The following is an 18,096-nucleotide window of genomic DNA, read 5'->3' on the forward strand; positions in this document are numbered from 1 at the left end:
GCCATGTTCAGCCTCCCCATTCTCGAGTCAGCCCGGCCGCCAGAGCGACGATGTCCTGACCGAACTTGCTCTTTCGGTTGGCCTCCCAGGCCAGCAACCCCTGGTCCTGCGAAGTCGCGAGGAGGGTGGGTTCGCCGGCGAGGGTCGCGTGAACCGGGTGCCCCAAGGTGCGCCGCACTTCATCGAGCCCGATCATCCGGAACAGGCGTTTTTCGACGCGGTTGACGATGAGCCGGACGCGTTCCCGAGCGATGCCGACCGTGTCGAACAGCTCGAGCCGCCGCTTCGTCTGGCGCAGTCCGGGGATGGTCAGATCGGTCACCAGCAAGATCTCGGTCGACGCCAAGGCGGTAGAGAGCGCCCAATTGGTCCAGTTGGCGGGCAGATCGACGAGGACGGCGCCGTATTCGCGCCGGGCGATCGTCAGCATGTGAAGCAGCTGATCCACGTCGATCGCCTCGAGCGGCGTGATCGCGTCGGGAGCAACGATCAGGTCGAACTGACGCCCGCTCGCAACCACCGCGGCGCGCAAGAATTCGGCATCGAGGCGATTGCCGGCTTCGAGCAGTTCCAGCGCGGTCGTCTTGGCCGACTTGCCGAGCGCGGCCCCGATGCTCCCGTACTGGATGTCGAGATCGATCAGGCAGACCCCCCGCGCCGGAGGATCGTTGGCGGCGAGCGCGGCCGCGAGGTGCGTGATCACGGTCGTAGCCCCCGCTCCGCCCGCACTGCGGACCACCGAAACGAGCGGGGCGAGGGGGACGTGGGCAACCTGCTTTTCGCGCATCTGCGCCGCCAGATCGAGCAGTTGCGCGGTCAGCTCGTCGAGATCGAAGGGAATGGCCGCGACGTCGTTGACACCCTGACGCACGAGCGTCCGCACCGTCGCGACGTTGGCGTCGTGCAGGGCGACGACGAGCGGCAAGTTGGGCCGCGCGCTGCGCACCTGGGCGATCCGCCGCATCGACGCGCGATCCGCAGGATCGACCTCGATCACCAGCAGGGCGGCCGAAGCGATCACGTCTTCGGGGAGCGGTTCCGCCGGCGAGGCCGCGATCAGACGCAAATCGGCCAGGCGGCGAAAGGCGACCCCGGCGCGCAAGCGATCGATCTCGACCCCATTGGCGACCACGAACACGTCGGATGGCATGCCTATCGCCATGCCGCCGCCGAGATCGAAAGGAGTATCGAGAGTTCCCATTTCATAACCGCCTAATTCGAGACCGTTCCCTGGCCGTCTTCCAGCGTCATCGAATAACGCGAGGTCGGCAGCGCGACGCTGGTGCCAAGCATGAACAGCATCGGAAAACTCATGTTCTGGACCGACACGGTGACGATCGGCGCCACATCGGGACCGTTGGGATCACCGGAAAAGCCGAGGCCGGACCAATCGTAATCCACAACCAGGTTTTCCGGTCGGATCGACGGATAGACCTGCCGCATCCGCCCGATCAGGTTGTCGAAGGCGGTCTGGCTCGCGGTTGTGCCGAAGGCACAGGTCCCGCCCGTCTTGCAGGTGCAAGTTGGCGCTCCCGCGGTCGATGCCACGCAATGGACGCCCGGGAATGCCGAAATCGGCACGATCGTTCCCTGGGTGATCCCACCCTGATCGGCGTAGCTGTAGGTGATCAACCCGCTGGGAATCACATCCGTCGCCACCGCCCAGCGCGCGCCGGCCTGGGTGGCCTTCTCGAGTTGGGCAAAAGCCCAGGCGAACCGGCCGACGTCGGTCAGCCCGAGCAGGAATGTCAGGAAGATCGGCAGGATCAGGGCAAACTCGGCCGCCGAAGCTCCGCGATCGTTGCGCCAGAAAGGGCGAGTCCCGCTCATAGCCCCATCACCACGGCCTGTTCGGAAGCACGCAGGCGCAACGTACCCGCCGGGAAACCGAGCAGGATGAACAGTGAGGTGTAGGGCACGTCGGCGCTGACCGTGACGGTTACTCGGACCGGGCCAGTGACCCCGTCTCCGAACAATCCCTTAGATGTGGTATCGCAGCCCGTCACAGAAACCGTCGTGTCGCTGGTCGCCGTATCGCCCCAATTGGGCAGCAAGGGCGTGCCAGTTCCGTCGAGGGTGCCGGTTCTGGTCAGCTTCAAGATGCGATCCTTGGTCGCCTGAACGATCGAACCGCCGCCGGTGCACGTATACTGATCGACCGACTGGCGTCCGGCATAGCGCGCGCCGTCGCGCACCGCCTTGACCACGCGATGCTCAGCCCAGAAGAAATAGGCGCCCTCCATCCCGCCGAACATCAGGGTTATCAGCATCGGCAACATCAGCGCCATTTCCGCGGCGGCAGCACCGCTAGTGTTGCGCAAGAGGGCACGCAGGGTGGCCATCAGCGGATCAGGTACGGCACGTCGCGCCGAACCTGCTGGGTGCTGTAGGTGCCGTTGCCGGCGATCTTCGACTTACCGATCACCTCCATGTAGATCGCGTCCTTGAACGCGTTGTAGCGGATCGGATCGTCCGTCGACGGCTCGACCAGGAAGACATCGGCGAACTCGTCGATCACGACCGGTTGGCTCGACCCGTTGAGCGAGGCGCAATTGGAGACGACGGCAACAGTCATCACCCGCCGTTCACGCCCGCCTGGCGTAGTTCCGGTATAGCAAATGGGGCTGCCCCGTTGCCCGTTGGCGCCATTCAGATTGGGAACCTTGGCGTTGTCGAGCTCCCAGAGATAGGTCTCGTAGCGGGTGATGTTCTGCCAGTTGGGCGGGTAGTCGACGGTCGAGCCGGACTTGTGGTTGACCGCGAAATAGTCCGCGCGGTCCCACACCCCGTCACCGAACCGTCCGGTCCCGCCGTTCGCGCACAGCCCGGTGCCGTTGTAAGACGTGTAGTGGCAATTGTCGCGCGGCAGGCCCATCCAGTCGATGACGCCATTGTCGTCGAACGAGGTCGCGTTGGTAGACCCCGCCTTGGTCACCGGTTTTAATTCCTTGTTCTGGGCAGGTAACTCCCAGCCGCCGTTGTTGCCGTTGCCCTGTTTGATCTTGCAGCTGCTGTTCGGCTTGCTGTTGATCATGTCCTTGACCACGTTCGGCGCTGGCGGGCAGCTCCCACCCTGGCACGATGCGAGCACGTTGCCGTTGCCGTTGCTGTTGAAGTCATAGATGTCGAAGCGGGTGTTGATCGCGTCGTACAGACCCTGCGGATTGCCGGTGCTGACCTTGTTGCCGTCGATCGGGGTGCAGTCGGTGGGCGGGTTCACATAGGCGAGCGCCTTGAGCAGCTTGGCGTTGCGGCTAGCGTTGTCGCTGGTGTCGTTGATCTGGAGGAAGCCGAAGTCCCCTGGTGCCCAGGTATTGTTGCTGCCAGTCCCGCCGTCGCCGTTTTTGTTGCTGCTCTTGCCGGTGCTGTGTCCGGTCGCGACGACTCCCCACCCCTTCTTGGCGTCGGCGTTGAACGGCTGGGTCGGATCGGGACTGCAGATCATCACCGGCGGCACCTTGCACACCGAGCTGCCCAGCCCGGCCATCGCCGCCGCGACCATCGGACTCGACGCAAGCGCCCCGACCACGGGCGTCAGCGCGTAGAGCGCGCCGCGCGCATCGACGATGACCTCGACGTAGCGGGCGTTGGCGTCGCTGGTCGCCGCTGTGGTCTTTTCCTTGTCCTGCCAGAAGCGGATGTTGCCGGTGGCGTCACACGCGGTTTCGTTCTGGAAGGTCACCGCCGGAGCGATGCCGTCGTTGGCGAAGCGGGTGTTGTTGGTGACGAACGTCCGCACCGCGCCGACCGCTCGCGCGCAGGCGCCCGGGGTGCCGCCGGCCGCCGCCTTGCCATCGAGCTGGCTGGCGCCCGCCAGCGCCGCCTGGTCGGCCGCGTTCTGGAGTTCGGTGTCGAGCGAGGCCATCCGGCCATAGTCGAACCCGACCCCGGCGATCGCCACCAGCGCAGTGAGCGCGATCGCGTACGTCGGCGCGACCGCCCCGGCGCAGTCTGTCGCGAAACTGCTCAGCCGCCGGTCAGCCACGGCCACATACCCTCAGTTGCCACCCGACTGGGTCTGCGTCGAGCGGACCCGTTCGGGCTGCTTGACCGCGCCCTTGCGATAGCGGTCGATGGCTTGCGCGGCATGCTCGCCGCTCGTCGCGGGATCGAGGTATTCGTATTGCGGGTCGGGATCGACGATCTGCGCCGCCATCGTCGCGTTCTTGGCCTCGCCGAAGGTCGATTCGTCGAGCCGGCCGGTTTTCGGGTCCCAGCTGGCGCAGCCGCCCAGGGCCAGGGTCGCCGCCACGAGCAGGATCGATCGCTTACAGCTCATAGCCGGGGTCCTTCTTGGCTTCAGGCCCCGCTCCGTCCGCCGATGGGGCGGCGGGCGGAGCGAGCTTGCGTTGCTGGTAATCCTGGCCGTTGAGGATCGTATCGAGGACTTTGGGATCCTTCACCCGGTCGGTCGGCAGCACCACCTGATTGGGGCGCAAGGGGGCGACCAGATGCGGCGTCACCACGATCAGCAGCTCGGTCTCGCCCTTCTGAAAGCTCGACGAGCGGAACAACGTGCCGATGATCGGGAGCGAGCCGAGGATCGGGAGCTGGCGGATCGTGGTCTGGAAATCGCGCCGCAGCAGGCCGGCGATGGCGAAGCTCTCGCCGTCGCGCAGTTCGATCGTTGTGCTCGCGCGCCGGGTTTGCAGACCGGGCACGACCAGCCCGTTGACGGTGATCGAAGCGGTCGGATCGATCGAGCTCACCTCGGGCTCGACCACCAGGTTGATCACCTTGTCGCCCAGCACCGTGGGGGTGAAGCCCAGGCTCACCCCGAACGGCTTGAACTCGACCGTGATCGCATTGCCGCCGCCGCCGTTGGTGCCGCCGCCCCCGCCGCCGCTCTGCACTACCGGGATCGGGAACTCGCCCCCGGCGAGGAACGAGGCGCGCTCGCCCGACAGCGCCAGCAGCGTGGGTTCGGCCAAGGTCTTGGCCATGCCCTTGCGCTCGAGCACGTTGAGCGCCGCGTCGATGTTGAGGTTGCCGACGCCGAACATCTTGCGGAAAATCCCGAAGGTTCCCGTGATAGCGTCGAGCTTGAGCACGCCCGTACCGTCGGTGCCGGGGACCAGCTGGGCGCCTTCGCCGACAGCGCCGCTGAACGTGCCGTTGTTCGAGATGCCGAAGCCGCTCACCCCGATCTGTTCGCCGAAGTTGCGGTTGACCTCGGCAAAGCGGACTTCGAGCATCACCTGCTGGCTGCCGCCCACGCTGATCAGGTTGATCACCTTGTCGCCAGCATAGGCCTTGGCGATCTGCGCGGCGCGATCGGCCGCGCCGGGATCGCTGACCGTTCCCGAAAGGATCACCGCGTCGTTGGATATCCGCGCGTCGATCGTCTGCCCGGGGATGAGCTGGCGGAACTGGGTCCGCATGCTGTCCACGTCCGGCCCGACCGCCACGTCCATCACCGCCAGCACCCGGTTGTCGCGGCCGTAGAGGGTGAGGCTGGTGGTCCCCATCTTCTTGCCCAGGACATAGACCGAGCGTTCGGAGATCGGCAGGACGTCGGCGATCTCGGCGTTGCCGACGAGCGCCTTGCCGATCGCCCGGTCGACCGTGACCACCTGGCTCTTGTTGACCGGCACCTCGAGCGCGCCGGCGTGGAGACCGGCGCCGCTGTCGTACTGCGCGAAGGCGGGAGGGGAAAAGGCGGCCGCGAGCGCGAACGCCCCGACAATGCTCCTGAAAATCACCCTATTTCCCCCCAATTGGCCGACCGGATAGTCGGACTTGGCGGTGCCGCGGTAGACCGACATCATCGGTCCGCCGGGAAGGATCGCGACCATCCCCCCGGAATTGGCGGGCATCGGCGCCTTGGGCAGGAGTGCCCCGAAAAGTTGCGGCAGGATGGGCGGAATCCCGATCTGGGCGACCGTCTGCGGACGGCCCCGGCGATAGTAGCTGCCGCCCGGCAGATCGCGCAGGGTGACCGTGGTCAACGCCGCCGGCTCCTGGCTCTCGACATTGCGCAGAGCCAGGCTGAGCGTGCCGATCTTCTGGGCGATCGCCAGCTTCTGGGCGCCATAGAGGTCGGTCTGGAGCGTGGCGGTGGCGCCGACCTTGGGATCGCCGGTCTTCTCGTCGGCGAGCTGGTCGATCGCCAGGACCTGGACGTTCTCCATGATCACGTCGGACATCTGGTCCTGCTGGCTGGAGCCCTCGCCCGGGATTTGCCGGGTGAGCAGCACGTCGACCGTGGTCCCGGGCAGGACGAAGCCGGAAACGCCGGTCACGCTGGAGATCGGGATCGAGGTGGCGCGCATCCCGGCCGGGAGGTTGGCGGCCAGCGTCGCGCGACCATCGAGCCCGCTGACCTTGTCGGCCAGCACCGGCTCGCCCGGAACGATCGGACGCAGCGCGACGCGGTTGTTGCTCAGTGCCCCTTCGAGGCTGGTGAACGCGCCTTGCGGCACCGATCCGGCGGGAAAGTTCTGGAGGCGGATGTTGTCCGTGGTCAACCTGGTGCCGAACGCTAGCGGCTGGCTGGCGACGACGATCCGGGCGAGCTTCTGCTCTTCCGCGATCTGCGCCTGGCGCTCGTCGACCCCGCTGAAATACGCATTGGCGATGAATACTGCGATCAGCCCCAACAGCAGGGCCAAACCGAGAATCATCAGGTTACGCTGCCCCCCCATGGGCCGTCTCCCTTTCGACTAGCGATAAAGGTGCGGCCCAGCGAACGCTGAGCCGCACAAATTTCGGTTAATTGCAGTCTGCAGGAACGGTCGTCTTGTAGGCGGTAGCGGCAGTACCGTTGGCTTTGCTGCCACATTTACCAACCGTGACCGCTGACTTGTTGATCGATAGACCAACGTTTTGGCCCAGCGTGAGCGCAGCCGCGCCGATAGCTACGCCAACCACAGCGAGGATCAGAGCGTATTCCGCGGCCGAAGCACCGGACTCGTCCTGAAAAAATTTAGACAGAAACTTTTTCATAACACGTAACTCCGTTCATAGAGTCAGCAGCTTGCGGGAACAGTTGTTTTGTACGCCGTGGCGGCGGTTCCATTGGCGGCCTTGCCGCACTTGCCGACCGTGACAGCTGCTTTGTTAATCGAGAGACCAACGTTTTGGCCCAAAGTAAGCGCCGCTGCGCCAATGGCCACGCCGACGACGGCAAGGATGAGGGCGTACTCAGCAGCGGAAGCGCCGGATTCGTCCCGCAGGAACGTCCTGAGAAAAGTGGTCATGATTATTTACCCCATGGCTCATGCGGGCCCGGCAGGCAGGCGCATGCGTTAAACGAGAGGTGCCGGAAATGTCCGGATACCCCCGCTCCGAAGGGTGAGTTTGTTGGAACCGGCGCGACCCCACATCATTGAAGACCTACGGTCTACGCCGTGTCCTCCAAACGCCTGTTCCCTCGGAACTGCCTAAGCGTCCTCCTAACTATGGTTAGTCGTCAAGATGAATCGGTTAGTTGAATGTTAACCAGTAACTGCAATGACTTGGTGGCATCATTCTCGGAACGGGACAGTTGTCTGTGACTTTGTCGACACGCCAGACGGTCGCGACTCGCGTCGACTCGGCGAGTCACGCGATCCGGCTCAATTCCGCGATTAGCTCCTGTCGCGACATTATCTTCCGCTATGGCGTAACATTGAAACGCCGCAGCACGGTTGTGGCCCGCTTCCTCGAATCCCGGATGGAGACTATCGCGGTTGCCTGGGTCGCGGTTTTCGCGCTCGGATGCCTTCCGCGGGTTCTGTTCCCAGTAACTCCGATCGCCGGCCTGGGCGGCTGGTTGAGCCTCGTGGCTCCCTACGCCCTGGTCGCCCTCGCGCCGGTGGCCGGGTTCTTGATCGCCGCGGGCAGCTTTCCAAGGGGGATACTCGCCGCGCAGCCGAAGCTGCGGCTATCGATCTATGGCCGCTGGCGCCGGCTGGGGATACTCGAGGCGCGCCGCAGCCCGGTGTTCGGGCCAGCCGGGTTCATGGCTTCGCTGCTGATAGGCCTGCTGCTCAACGTCGTCGTGCGCAGCTTCGAATTCCTCCTGGCGATGCCCGCGATGGGCAGCACGGCGCCGCTGTGGGGCGATCGCCTGTTCGCCCTGATGGCCGGTGACGTGATCGCGATGAGCTTTGTCTACATGGTCTGCTTCGTGATGGCGCTGCGCTCGATCCCGCTGTTCCCGCGGATGCTGCTGTTCGCCTGGACGCTCGACATCGCAATCCAACTGGGAATTGCCCGCACCATCGCCGCCACGCCGGGTGTACCGACGGACGTGACCGTCCCGCTTCACGGCCTGCTGGAGGGCAATATCACCAAGGTGTTGATCAGCGCGGTCATCTGGTTGCCCTACCTGATACTGTCCGACCGGGTGAATGTGACCTATCGCTGGCGAGCGCCGCATTGAGACATCATCACCTTGTCGCATCTTTGAAACCTTGATCTTCAGTTTAGTTAATTTGGTTGATTCCACTCCGAGCTTGATCACAATCGCGCCATGCTTGGCAGATATCGCGTCATTCATCTCGGGCTGATTGCCATCTGCGCGACGACCTTGCTGGCAGGTCTCATTCTCACAAAGCGCGACCTCGACTACTATTTTGGTATAAGCATTACAGGTGAAATGTTCCCGGTGTGGATTTCGCCACTCCTGATTTGGTTGGGTATTGTGAGCGTGCGTTTGACGCTTCGTCGCGTCCCAAGGCCCACTATTACGCTATGGCGCACCATCAGACGAGAAAGGAACTGGCTTGCCAGAGCCGCGATTTTGACCGGTCTCGCGTTGCCCTTCGGACGGGCAATCGGAGCTGTGAAAGACGCTATTCCACAAATTGTTCCTTTTTACGCAGACCGGTACTTCATCAGAGCAGATCAAATTATATTCGGCACTGATGCATGGGTGGTGACCCATAGACTTATCGGCCCTATGGGTACGCTTGTCATCGACCGGATCTATATCTTGTGGTTCTTCGTCATGATGGGGATTTTGGCGTGGCTGGCCTTTACGCGAGATGAGAAGTTTCAAGCGCGCGGATTGCTAACTTTTTATCTTATTTGGGCCATTCTTGGAAATATCATGGCCATGTGCCTATCTTCCGTCGGTCCCTTATTCTTAAATATCTATATGCACGACCCTCATTTCGTTCCGCTCGTTTCGAAGCTTCGGTCATACGATTCTGATTACGGCCTTAACGCGCTTTGGGCAGTAGATTATCTTTTGGCGTCCCGAGGGACACCCGCTATTGGTGCTGGTATATCCGCGATGCCTTCAATTCATGTTGCTATCGCATTTTTGCTTATTCTCATTTGCTTTGATCGCTTCTCCAAAATGATCATACGCGCCCCGGCCATTGCGTTTTTCTTGGTAATTTTTGTAGGATCAATTCATTTGGGCTGGCACTACGCGGTCGATGGCTTAGTCTCGATTGTGGGAACATTAATCATTTGGAGTGTTTCAGGTCGAGCTGTAAATTGGATAGATGATCGTGAGTTTCGGTCGCGCGAAACGCAGCCTGCCGAGCATACTATGGCCGCGCAGCTTAGCCGAGCTTAGCGACTCGGCGTTATCAACATCGCCTCGGGTTCCTCGCGGGCGCCGAACAGCTTTTCGCTGAGCTGGTCGATGTCGTCGGTGCAGACGATGTTGTCGCCCGAGGAGAAGAAGATCTTCGTCCCGTAGATGTCGTGGTTCAGATAAGTGATCTGGTCGACGTTGACGATCGTCGTCTGTTCGCTGCTCTGGCGAACGGTAACAAAGCGCATCGAACTCCTCCGTCCGTGCGAGCTTGCGACTCCGATTGTGGCCTTACCACCATCCGCGCCGCGGAAACACGCAAAAACCCATGGCTCACAGATAGCCGTATCGCTGCAACAGCAAGGCGAGTTCGGTGCGGGTGGTCACGCCCAGCTTCTTGAACACCGTGTGGAGCGCGAACTTGACCGCGCCTTCGCTCAGTTCGAAGCGCTGCGCGATGTCCTGGTTGCGCATCCCCTTGCCGACCTGCCAGGCCATCTCTGCCTCGCGCGGGGTCAGTCGCTTGAACGGGCTGTTGGCTCGCGCCTCGCCGACCCGCTCGGCATGATCGAGCAGTTCGGCGGGAATCCACCGGCGCCCGGCGTGGACCTCGCGAAGGCATTCGAGCAGATGGTCCTCGCCGCCCTGCTTGAGGACGATCCCCTGCACCCCGGCCTCCAGCGCGGCGAGCAGAACACCGTCCTCGAGGTCTGCGGTGAGCAGCACCACGGGGCGTTCGTCGCCGCGTCCGCGCATGGCCTGGAGCACTTCAAGGCCGTCGCCTTCGGGCATTCGAACGTCGAGAATCGCCACCGCGGGGTCCAGGCGCGCCACCCCGGCCAAGGCTTCCGCCCCCGTCCCGACCGCCGCGACGACCTCGAACTCGGAATCGCGCAGGACGCTTTCGACACCGCTGCGGATGAACGGGTGGTCGTCGGCGAGAAGGACCCGGATGCTCATGCGCTGAGCCGGGGAACGGTGATGTAGAGCCGGGCGCCCGCCGGCCCGCACCGCGCATCGAGCTTGCCGCCCAGCGCGGCCACGCGCTCGGCGATCGATCGGGGCTTGAACGGGTGGCTCGATCCGGTGACCCGCCCGCCATTGCCGTTGTCGACGATGTCGAGATGGAACGCGGTCGGCGCAGGATCGACGGTGAAGACGATGCGGCTCGCGAAGCCGTGACGGGCGGCGTTGGCGACCGCCTCGCGGGCGATCTGACGAAGTTCGTGGATCTGCGACAGGCCGACGTCGAGCGGTTCCGGGGGGGCGTAAACTTTATCTCCACGCGCCATTGCTCGCCCAGAGTGCCGAGCAAGCCGGTCAGATCCCGGCCCAGGTCATAGCGCACGCGCGCCGCCCGCCCCTGCCGCAACCGCTGGATGATGGTGCGGACGTGGGCTTGCTCGGAAAGCAGGGCGTCGTGGACCTGCCGCAGGTCTTCGCTCGCGCCGGAACCATCGGGCAGCTTTTTGCGCGCGGCCTCGACCCGGAACGATGCGCCCGCCAGCGACTGGGCCACGCTGTCGTGGAGATCGCGCGCAATGTCCTGGCGCATCGTTCCCATGCGATCGGCCAGCGCGCGATGGGACAGTTCGTGCCGGTCCAGCGCGGCGGCAATCTCGCGAGCGGCCGGTTTCGCCAGATGCAGAAGGTCGCGGCCCGGGGTGTGGAGATCGCTCAGCAGCAACACGGCGCGCAGGTTGTCGGTCGCGACCGGCAGGGACACGGTGGGCGGCCGGCCCGTCAGTATGGGCAGATGCTCGAATCCGGCCGGATCGCAGACAGCGAACCGATCGGCCCCATCCAGCGACAGCGCTCGTCGCGCGGACGAGTCGAACAGGCACGGGGCGCCGGCCAGGATGCCCAGGCTGTCGAACGAATCCGGCTTCACGCGCCAGTCCGCCGCCCCCTGACCCCCGGCAATCTCCAGCCGCGGCTCGCCACCGTCGCCGGTCGTCCAGATCGCCGCCGAGGACTTCGCCCCGAATACGGAACAGGCGTAGCGCAACGCCTCCGACAGTGGGAGCTTGGCGTCGAGATCGGCGGGAAGCGCCAGCGCGGGCATAACGGGCGCCGTCCGCCGCCCGCCGAACCATACCGCCAGCGCGGTGATCAGCAGGAAGGAACCGATCTTGCGCCCGGTCCTGAACGGATCGATCGCTTCGTGGAAGAAACCCAGCGCCACCACGGCACAAGTCGCCCCTACCGTAAACGCGATGCCGATCTTGACCGCCAACCGCCATCCCCCGATGAAGATCGCCTCGACCAGGATGAACATCAGGAACGCCGCCAACGGAGTCGCCATGTCCACCGCCGCGCCCTCGGTCAGGAAGAACGCCGCGATCCCCGCGGAAAGATCGACCAGCAGGGCGCTGCGGGCCAGGTGGAATTCGATCCACCAGTTGCGGAACGCCGCCCAGGCGTTGATCGCGCCCCATCCCAGGTAACCCGCCGTAAGCAGATGACCCAGCCGGACCAGCCTGAGCGGCTGCAGGGGGTCGAGCCAGAACGCCAGGACCACGACGAGCGTGATCGCGATCCGAAACGTCGCGATGAAGCGCGTCGATAGCAGTGGCTCGAACCTGTAGATCGCCTTGCCCCCCGAACGGATATACATCCTTGAGAGCAGAGCGCCTAGATACGCCCGCGGCTGGTCAGCGATTCCCGCATGGCCTTGCCGCGCGCCAATTCTACCGGGCGCGGAAGACGCGTTGGCCGATAACAGCCTCCGCGGATCCGGGGGGTGGCGCTGGTCCGCGCCATGGGTCTAGTCGGCTTTGCCGACAGGCTCCCTGAGGGGGGCGAGAATGCGGCGGACGAAGTCGGCGGCCGCCTGATCGTAAGCCGGGTCGGTCTCGGTCTCACGCCCGATCGCCTCGAGTTCGGCCGGGTCGATCACGTTACCGCGCGCCAGCAGCCGCGTGAGGTGGGCGAGCTTTTCGGACTGGATCCAGTGTTCGGAGAGCAACCGCATGAAGGCGGCGGTAAGGCGGTCGAGCGCCGGGTCGGCCTCTTGCCGCCGCGAGCCGCCGGCGCTCGCCGCGCCATCGTCGCCGTCGCTTCCTGGCGCTGCCTTCATGCGCTCTTCCACGCCCCGAAGCCGAACCACTGGACGCCGTCGGCCAAGCGCCCGGTCGTTTCCTGATCGACGTCGATGTCGCCACGCGCGGCCTCACGCACCGCCTCGTGTCCGTAGATGCCGATGCTGGGGACCACGAACTGGAGATAATCGCTTTCGGCAAACCCGGCCCCAACACACAGCGCCTTGGGATCTTCGTCGCGGTAACCCTTGTAGAACGGCTCGGTGTTGTACCAGCAGTCCCAGTCCAGATAGAACCCGTCGAAAGCGCTCATCTGGCTGTTGGGCGGCAGCTCCATGTTCAGCAGCAAGCCCCCGGGACGGAGCAGGCGATGCGCTTCGTCGAAGAACCGGGCGCGAGTCTTGGCGGACAATTCATGGAGGAACATCGAGGTGAAGACGAGATCGAAGCTTTCGTTCGGAAACTTCAAGTCCTCGGCGTTCATCTGGTGGAACCGGGCGTCCACCCCCTGAAGCTTCGCACGGGCGGCGCCGTAGACCAGCCCCGGCGCGGCAACATCGGCCGCGTGGAGCTCCGCGGCCGGATAGGCCTGCTTCCAGGGCAGCGAGTTGTGGCCGATGGTGCAACCGACGTCGAGCATCGCGGTCGGGGCGAAATCGGGGAAGCGCGCCTTGATGTACGCCGCCATCGACAGGCCGATATCGTCGAGGTTCGCGCCCATCAGCCCCATCGAAAAAATGGCCAGACCACGATCGTAAACCGCGCCGGGGCCAAGCAACGAGCCGCCCACCGCGCCGGAATAGGCCCCCGGCATCAGGTGGACATCGATTGCCGAGACATTGCGCGGCACCACCAGATCGGGATCGAGCGCGACGCTTTGCACGGCGCCGTCGTTGCGCGCCAAGTTTTCGAGCTGCTCCCGCTCGCGCTCCACGCCGGGGATCACGCTCTCCCAGACCATGTGCTGGGCCTCGATTCGCGAAGCGGTGTAAAGCGCGAATGTCGGATCTCCGCGCAGCGCGTCGTGCACCTCGTCGCTGTCCGCGGGAAGATGGCCCGTGCGGTCGCGAAACGCCGACGCGGCGCGCCGGTCGTAGGCGGTCCTGAGATCCGCCGCGAGGTCGTTGAGGATGAAGCTCCGCAGTCCGGAAACGAAGCGGGCTCGGGCAACCTCGTCCGCCGTCCGGGTGGGCGCCATCGCATGCTGGAGGGTCATCACCATCGCTCGTCTCCGTCGTGGCAAGCCCGCTTGACCTGGATCATCGCCTGCCACAAACAGTTCTACTCATCGATCTTTGTCCAAAGAAACAAATATCCTGGATACCTTTGAATGCTTCCCGACATCGATCTGGTCCAGTTGCGCCGCTTCCTCGCGATCGTCGAGGCGGGAAGCTTCATCGAAGCCGCGCAACGTCTGAACATCACCCAGCAGGCGCTCAGTTCGTCGATCGCGCGGATGGAAGCGAGCGCCGGCGTCCGCTTTCTCGACCGCAAGCGCGGCGGGCGCATCAGCCTGACGCTGTTCGGCCGGCTGCTGCTCGCGCGGGCGCGCACCCAGATCGCGATGTCGGAGCGGACGATGTCCGAAATCGGCCTGCTCCGCGACGCGCGCGGCGGCAGCGTGACCGTCGGCATCGGCGAGACCATGGCCGGCCGGCCGGTCGCCACTGCGATCCGGCGCTTCCACCGCGAGCAGCCCGACGTCCAGATTCGCCTGATCGAAGGCTACACCGAGATGATGATCGAGAAGCTCATCGCCGGAGAAGTCGATTTCGTCGCCGGCGGGCCGAGCCACGATCCCGCGCACACCGCCGACCTCGAATACCGTCATCTGTTTGAAATCCGGGATATTCTTGCGGTCAGACGGAAACATCCCCTGGCCGAGGGCGGCCCGGTGACACTGGAGGCGCTCGCGCGCTTCACCTGGATGGTCCCGGCGTTCCGGGGCGATGTCTACGATGCGATTCTGCTGGCGTACATGCGCGCCAAGTGTCCGCCACCCAGCCATTTCATCCGTACCGATGCGATGGCCGTGGGATCATGGCTGTGTCTCGACGACGATTATATCATCACCGTCTCCCCCGATCTGATCGGAACACTTCTGGAGTTCGGCGAGCTGGTGCCGCTCGATCTGGCCGAGACGACGCTGGTCCGGCACGCCTGCGTCATCACGCGTCGCGATGCCCGGCTGAGCCCGCCCGCCAACCGCCTGCTCGAGGAAATCGTGTTCGAGGCCGAGCGCAGCGCCACGGGCTTGTTGTCCCCCCGCGCCAGACAGGATCACTGATGAGCGAATTGCAATTGGGCGCCCTGAAGGGCTTCACGTTCGTTACCCCGGACATAGGCGCGTCATGCGACGCCTATGCCGCCTATCTCGACTATCGCGGGCCGAGGCCCGAGCCCGTCGGCCAGGCGCGCGCCGGTCTCTGGGGCGCCCCCGCAGCGGCCGGGGCGCTGATGACCGAGCTACGCCCCGCAAACGGCGGCGAGCGATTCTTGCGCCTGGTCGAGGGCGACGCGTCCGATTTCGTGCCCTTCCGCAGCTTTGGCTGGGCAGCGGCGGAGATCGTCGTCGCCGACCTGGATGCGTTGGCCCAGCGCCTCGACGGCGGCCCGTTCAGGACGATCGGTCCGCCGGAGGTCCTCGACTTCGAGTTCACCGATCAGATCCGGGCGATGCAAGTCGAAGGGCCGGGGCGCGAAGTCCTGTATCTGACCGAGATCGGGGCCGAGATCCCCGGCTTCGATCTGCCGCGTGCGACCGGCCCCGTGGGCGAGCCGTTCATCGCGGTGCTTGGCGGAGCATCGCTCGCCGTGCTCGGCGAGGGATACGGCGCCCTGGGTCGCCCGGCGGGCCCGGTCATCGAGGCCAGGATCGGCGTGCTCTCAAACGCGTACGATCTGCCGGAAGCGACCCGGCACCGGCTGGCGACGATCGCGCTGCCCGAGCGAAGCCTGATCGAGATCGACGCGTTTCCGGAGGCGGCGATACCGCGTCCGATGAGCTCGATCGGGCTGCCGGCGGGCATCGCCATGGCGAGCTTTGCCGCCACCGTGGCAGGCGCGCCGATCGCGGAACCCCGCCTGCTAAGAGGCGCGGCGGGCGAGCTGATCGAGCTGCTGCCGTGATCCGACCTTACAAACAGAAAGTGTAGGACGCGCCGATTGTCTTCTGACAGCTTGTTTCCCGGGATAAAACATGGGAGGCGTCGTGAAGATTACATCGATTGCGCTGGGCGCCGCCGTCGGAACGGTGCTTTGCACCACCACCCCCGTCTTCGCGCAAACCGCCGAGCCGCCCGCCGACGACAGCCCCCAGGGCACGCTGAACGACATCATCGTCACTGCGCAACGGCGCGAGCAGAGCCTTCAGGATGTGCCGGTCGCGGTTTCGGCGTTTACCGCGGCGGACTTGACCGCGAAACAGATCGACACGACCCTCGATCTCGCCCGGTTGGTGCCCAACATGGTCGGGACCAGCAACGTCGGGATCGGCTCGGCCAATACCTATTTCATTCGCGGGCTGGGCAACACCGAATCCATCGCGACCTTCGATCCGCCGGTCGGCACTTATGTCGACGACATCTACATCAGCCGCCAGAACGCCAACAATTTCTCGTTCTTCGACGTGGAGCGGATCGAAGTGCTGCGCGGACCCCAGGGCACCCTGTTCGGCCGCAACACGACCGGCGGCGCCATCAACGTCATCCTCAAGAAGCCATCGAGCGAACTCGGCGGTTACGCCGAGGCGAGCTATGGCCGGTTCGACAGCTGGCGCGGCCGCGCTTCGGTCGATCTGCCGCTGTCGGACAAAGTGCTGACCAAATTCTCGGGATTTGCCTTGCGCAGCGACGGATATGTCAAGAACCTGACGACGGGTGAGCGCAACAACGGCGAGAAGAGCTATGGCGCGCGCGCGGCCCTCCGGCTGCTGCCAAGCGAGACGATCACCTGGGATGTCGCCGCCGACTACATTCGGGGCAACCAGGTCAACCTCCCTTCCGTGCTCGTCGGTGACGATCTCGTCAGTCGCACAGGACTTAACCGGAACACCGCCGCGCTGGCGGGCCTGGTCATCGGCCGCAAGGCCGGGTTCAAGCTGCAGAACATCACCAAGAACGCCTCTGTCACCTCGAACCTGCAGATCGATACCGGCGGCCCCACGATCAACATCATCACCGGCTATCGCAATCTCAAGCAGGATTATCTCTCCGATCTGTTCGACGGCCCGCTGACGACCGGAGGCTTCGCAATCGTCAATGCCGGCCGGTTCGAGCAGTTTACCCAGGAAGTGAAGCTGACGGGGAAAGCGGGGACGATCGATTACGTCGCCGGCGCCTTCTACATCCACGAAAAGAACCGCACCGATTTCGCCGACGTCTTCACCATCAACCTGGGCGGCGGCGTCGGCATCCCGCTGGTCCTCTCCGATCGCGTGCTCGGCAACACCACCTCCGCGCCCGCGGTCTACGCGCAGATCGATTGGCACGCGACCGACGAGCTGACCCTGACCGCGGGCGGCCGCTACACGCACGAAGATAAGCATGTAAGAGTAATCCCAAACCCCAACCCTCTGCTCTTCGGCGTGCCCTATGGCACGGCCGACATCCGCGCGGCGGGCATCCCGCTCAAGCAATCCATCTCGTTGTTCACCCCACGCGTGGCGGTCGAATACCGCACCAGCTCCGAATTCATGATGTTCGCCTCGGCCACCCGCGGCTTTCGATCGGGCGGGTGGAATGCGCGCGCGCTGTCCGCCGAGAACTTCCTGGTGTTCGGGCCGGAAAAGGTCTGGTCCTACGAGACCGGTCTTCGCTCCGAATTGCTCGACCGCACGCTGCGCTTCAACCTGACCGGGTTCTATACCGACGTGAACGGCTTCCAGGTGCCGCTGGGCTTTGTCGATTCGACCGGGGCGATCAACTTTGTCACCCAGAACGGCTCCGATTTCCGCGATTATGGCGTCGAAGCCGAGGCCCAGTTCGTACCCACCGCCGGTCTCTCGCTGTTCGCCAACGTCGGTCTGCAACGCGCGAAGTATCGCAATCCGGATTCCACGATCGTGGCGCAGCAGGCATCGTGCCGGGCGGGCAACGCGGCAAGCTGCGGTCAGGGCATCGTCGCCCCCGACGGCTCGCTGGCGATCCCGGAACGCACCCCCAAATTTACCACGAGCTTTGGCGGCAGTTACGACATCCGGCTCGGCGGCGTCCGCCTGACCCCCGCCGCAAACGCGAGCTACACCTCGCGTCAGACGGTGGGTACCGCGGGCGTCCCGGGCGATTTCGTCGGCGGCGAATGGCTGGTCGGCGCATCGCTGACCCTTCGTCCGGACGAGGGCCCGTGGCGGATTGGAGTCGATTGCTCCAACTGCTTCGACAACCACTTCGTCGGCAGTAACTTCCCGCCGGGGTTCAAGTTCTACAATGAACCGATGATGTGGCGCATAACCGCTGGGCTGGAGTTCTAGCCGACCGAGCCGTCCCCATATCGACGCGAATTCGCGCGCACATCCGACGATTTTGCCGATGGCATTGGAGCCTTTCGGTGGCTACCGGATGTCGGGAAAGGGGAATTCAAGGC

General features: G+C 64.4%; 18 protein-coding genes and 2 pseudogenes. 5 read left to right on the plus strand and 15 right to left on the minus strand.

Features of this window, described 5'->3' with window-relative positions:
- Window positions 1-7: 7 nt before the first annotated feature.
- The 9 genes and pseudogenes from GKE62_RS07745 to GKE62_RS07780 all read right to left on the minus strand — a co-directional run bounded on the left by GKE62_RS07745 (window position 8) and on the right by GKE62_RS07780 (window position 7,199).
- Window positions 8-1,201 (minus strand): pilus assembly protein CpaE, encoded by a 1,194-nt coding sequence (locus GKE62_RS07745; RefSeq protein ID WP_154691748.1) that lies wholly within the window; start codon window positions 1,199-1,201, stop codon window positions 8-10.
- Between the two features lie 11 nt (window positions 1,202-1,212).
- On the minus strand, window positions 1,213-1,830 hold the full coding sequence (locus tag GKE62_RS07750) for a TadE/TadG family type IV pilus assembly protein (protein WP_154691749.1): 618 nt from the start codon (window positions 1,828-1,830) through the stop codon (window positions 1,213-1,215).
- Entirely contained in the window at window positions 1,827-2,342 is a 516-nt protein-coding gene (locus GKE62_RS07755) for a TadE/TadG family type IV pilus assembly protein (RefSeq protein WP_230206996.1), read from the minus strand. The genes GKE62_RS07750 and GKE62_RS07755 overlap by 4 nt, the downstream gene beginning before the upstream one ends.
- Window positions 2,342-3,991, minus strand: coding sequence for a pilus assembly protein TadG-related protein (locus GKE62_RS07760; RefSeq protein WP_154691750.1), 1,650 nt, complete (start codon window positions 3,989-3,991; stop codon window positions 2,342-2,344). The genes GKE62_RS07755 and GKE62_RS07760 overlap by 1 nt, the downstream gene beginning before the upstream one ends.
- 6 nt (window positions 3,992-3,997) lie before the next feature.
- The gene (locus GKE62_RS07765) at window positions 3,998-4,279 is read right to left on the minus strand and encodes a hypothetical protein (RefSeq protein ID WP_154691751.1); all 282 of its coding nucleotides are present in this window, start codon (window positions 4,277-4,279) and stop codon (window positions 3,998-4,000) included.
- On the minus strand, window positions 4,269-5,702 hold the full coding sequence (locus tag GKE62_RS19695) for a type II and III secretion system protein family protein (RefSeq protein ID WP_370516093.1): 1,434 nt from the start codon (window positions 5,700-5,702) through the stop codon (window positions 4,269-4,271). The genes GKE62_RS07765 and GKE62_RS19695 overlap by 11 nt, the downstream gene beginning before the upstream one ends.
- Window positions 5,703-5,957: 255 nt before the next feature.
- Window positions 5,958-6,644, minus strand: a pseudogene (gene cpaB / locus GKE62_RS19700) (Flp pilus assembly protein CpaB); the annotation flags it as partial.
- A gap of 67 nt (window positions 6,645-6,711) precedes the next feature.
- Complete coding sequence (locus GKE62_RS18910; protein WP_154691753.1) at window positions 6,712-6,945, minus strand: Flp family type IVb pilin; 234 nt, start codon at window positions 6,943-6,945, stop codon at window positions 6,712-6,714.
- Between the two features lie 23 nt (window positions 6,946-6,968).
- Window positions 6,969-7,199 (minus strand): Flp family type IVb pilin, encoded by a 231-nt coding sequence (locus GKE62_RS07780; RefSeq protein WP_154691754.1) that lies wholly within the window; start codon window positions 7,197-7,199, stop codon window positions 6,969-6,971.
- Window positions 7,200-7,630: 431 nt separating this feature from the next.
- Here GKE62_RS07780 and GKE62_RS07785 point away from each other — a divergent pair, with 431 nt between their 5' ends.
- Window positions 7,631-8,365: a DUF2569 domain-containing protein gene (locus GKE62_RS07785; protein WP_230206997.1), complete on the plus strand. Its 735-nt coding sequence runs from the start codon at window positions 7,631-7,633 to the stop codon at window positions 8,363-8,365.
- 90 nt (window positions 8,366-8,455) lie between these two features.
- Window positions 8,456-9,511 carry a phosphatase PAP2 family protein gene (locus tag GKE62_RS07790; protein ID WP_154691756.1) on the plus strand — a complete coding sequence of 352 codons (1,056 nt, stop codon included), beginning with the start codon at window positions 8,456-8,458 and terminating at the stop codon, window positions 9,509-9,511.
- On the opposite strand, the gene GKE62_RS07795 is transcribed toward GKE62_RS07790, so the two are convergent.
- The 6 genes and pseudogenes from GKE62_RS07795 to GKE62_RS07815 all read right to left on the minus strand — a co-directional run bounded on the left by GKE62_RS07795 (window position 9,508) and on the right by GKE62_RS07815 (window position 13,735).
- Window positions 9,508-9,720, minus strand: coding sequence for a hypothetical protein (locus tag GKE62_RS07795; RefSeq protein WP_154691757.1), 213 nt, complete (start codon window positions 9,718-9,720; stop codon window positions 9,508-9,510). The two genes, GKE62_RS07790 and GKE62_RS07795, sit on opposite strands and share 4 nt — an antisense overlap.
- Window positions 9,721-9,805: 85 nt before the next feature.
- On the minus strand, window positions 9,806-10,432 hold the full coding sequence (locus tag GKE62_RS07800; protein WP_154691758.1) for a response regulator transcription factor: 627 nt from the start codon (window positions 10,430-10,432) through the stop codon (window positions 9,806-9,808).
- Complete coding sequence (locus tag GKE62_RS18455) at window positions 10,429-10,764, minus strand: hypothetical protein (protein ID WP_195908729.1); 336 nt, start codon at window positions 10,762-10,764, stop codon at window positions 10,429-10,431. The genes GKE62_RS07800 and GKE62_RS18455 overlap by 4 nt, the downstream gene beginning before the upstream one ends.
- Window positions 10,765-10,892: 128 nt before the next feature.
- Window positions 10,893-12,089, minus strand: a pseudogene (locus GKE62_RS19705) (histidine kinase dimerization/phosphoacceptor domain-containing protein); the annotation flags it as partial.
- Window positions 12,090-12,239: 150 nt separating this feature from the next.
- Window positions 12,240-12,551: a hypothetical protein gene (locus tag GKE62_RS07810; protein WP_154691760.1), complete on the minus strand. Its 312-nt coding sequence runs from the start codon at window positions 12,549-12,551 to the stop codon at window positions 12,240-12,242.
- Window positions 12,548-13,735: a class I SAM-dependent methyltransferase gene (locus GKE62_RS07815; protein ID WP_154691761.1), complete on the minus strand. Its 1,188-nt coding sequence runs from the start codon at window positions 13,733-13,735 to the stop codon at window positions 12,548-12,550. The genes GKE62_RS07810 and GKE62_RS07815 overlap by 4 nt, the downstream gene beginning before the upstream one ends.
- Before the next feature lie 108 nt (window positions 13,736-13,843).
- On the opposite strand from GKE62_RS07815, the gene GKE62_RS07820 reads away from it, so the two are divergent.
- The 3 genes from GKE62_RS07820 (at window position 13,844) to GKE62_RS07830 (ending at window position 17,983) form a co-directional block, all read left to right on the plus strand.
- Complete coding sequence (locus GKE62_RS07820; protein WP_154691762.1) at window positions 13,844-14,800, plus strand: LysR family transcriptional regulator; 957 nt, start codon at window positions 13,844-13,846, stop codon at window positions 14,798-14,800.
- Window positions 14,800-15,642 carry a hypothetical protein gene (locus GKE62_RS07825; RefSeq protein WP_154691763.1) on the plus strand — a complete coding sequence of 281 codons (843 nt, stop codon included), beginning with the start codon at window positions 14,800-14,802 and terminating at the stop codon, window positions 15,640-15,642. Before GKE62_RS07820 ends, GKE62_RS07825 begins: the two co-directional genes overlap by 1 nt.
- An 82-nt stretch (window positions 15,643-15,724) precedes the next feature.
- Window positions 15,725-17,983, plus strand: a complete 2,259-nt coding sequence (locus GKE62_RS07830) for a TonB-dependent receptor (protein ID WP_195908658.1) — start codon at window positions 15,725-15,727, stop codon at window positions 17,981-17,983.
- Window positions 17,984-18,096 lie beyond the last annotated feature (113 nt).

The sequence above is a fragment of the Novosphingobium sp. Gsoil 351 genome (assembly GCF_009707465.1).
Taxonomy (GTDB): domain Bacteria; phylum Pseudomonadota; class Alphaproteobacteria; order Sphingomonadales; family Sphingomonadaceae; genus Novosphingobium.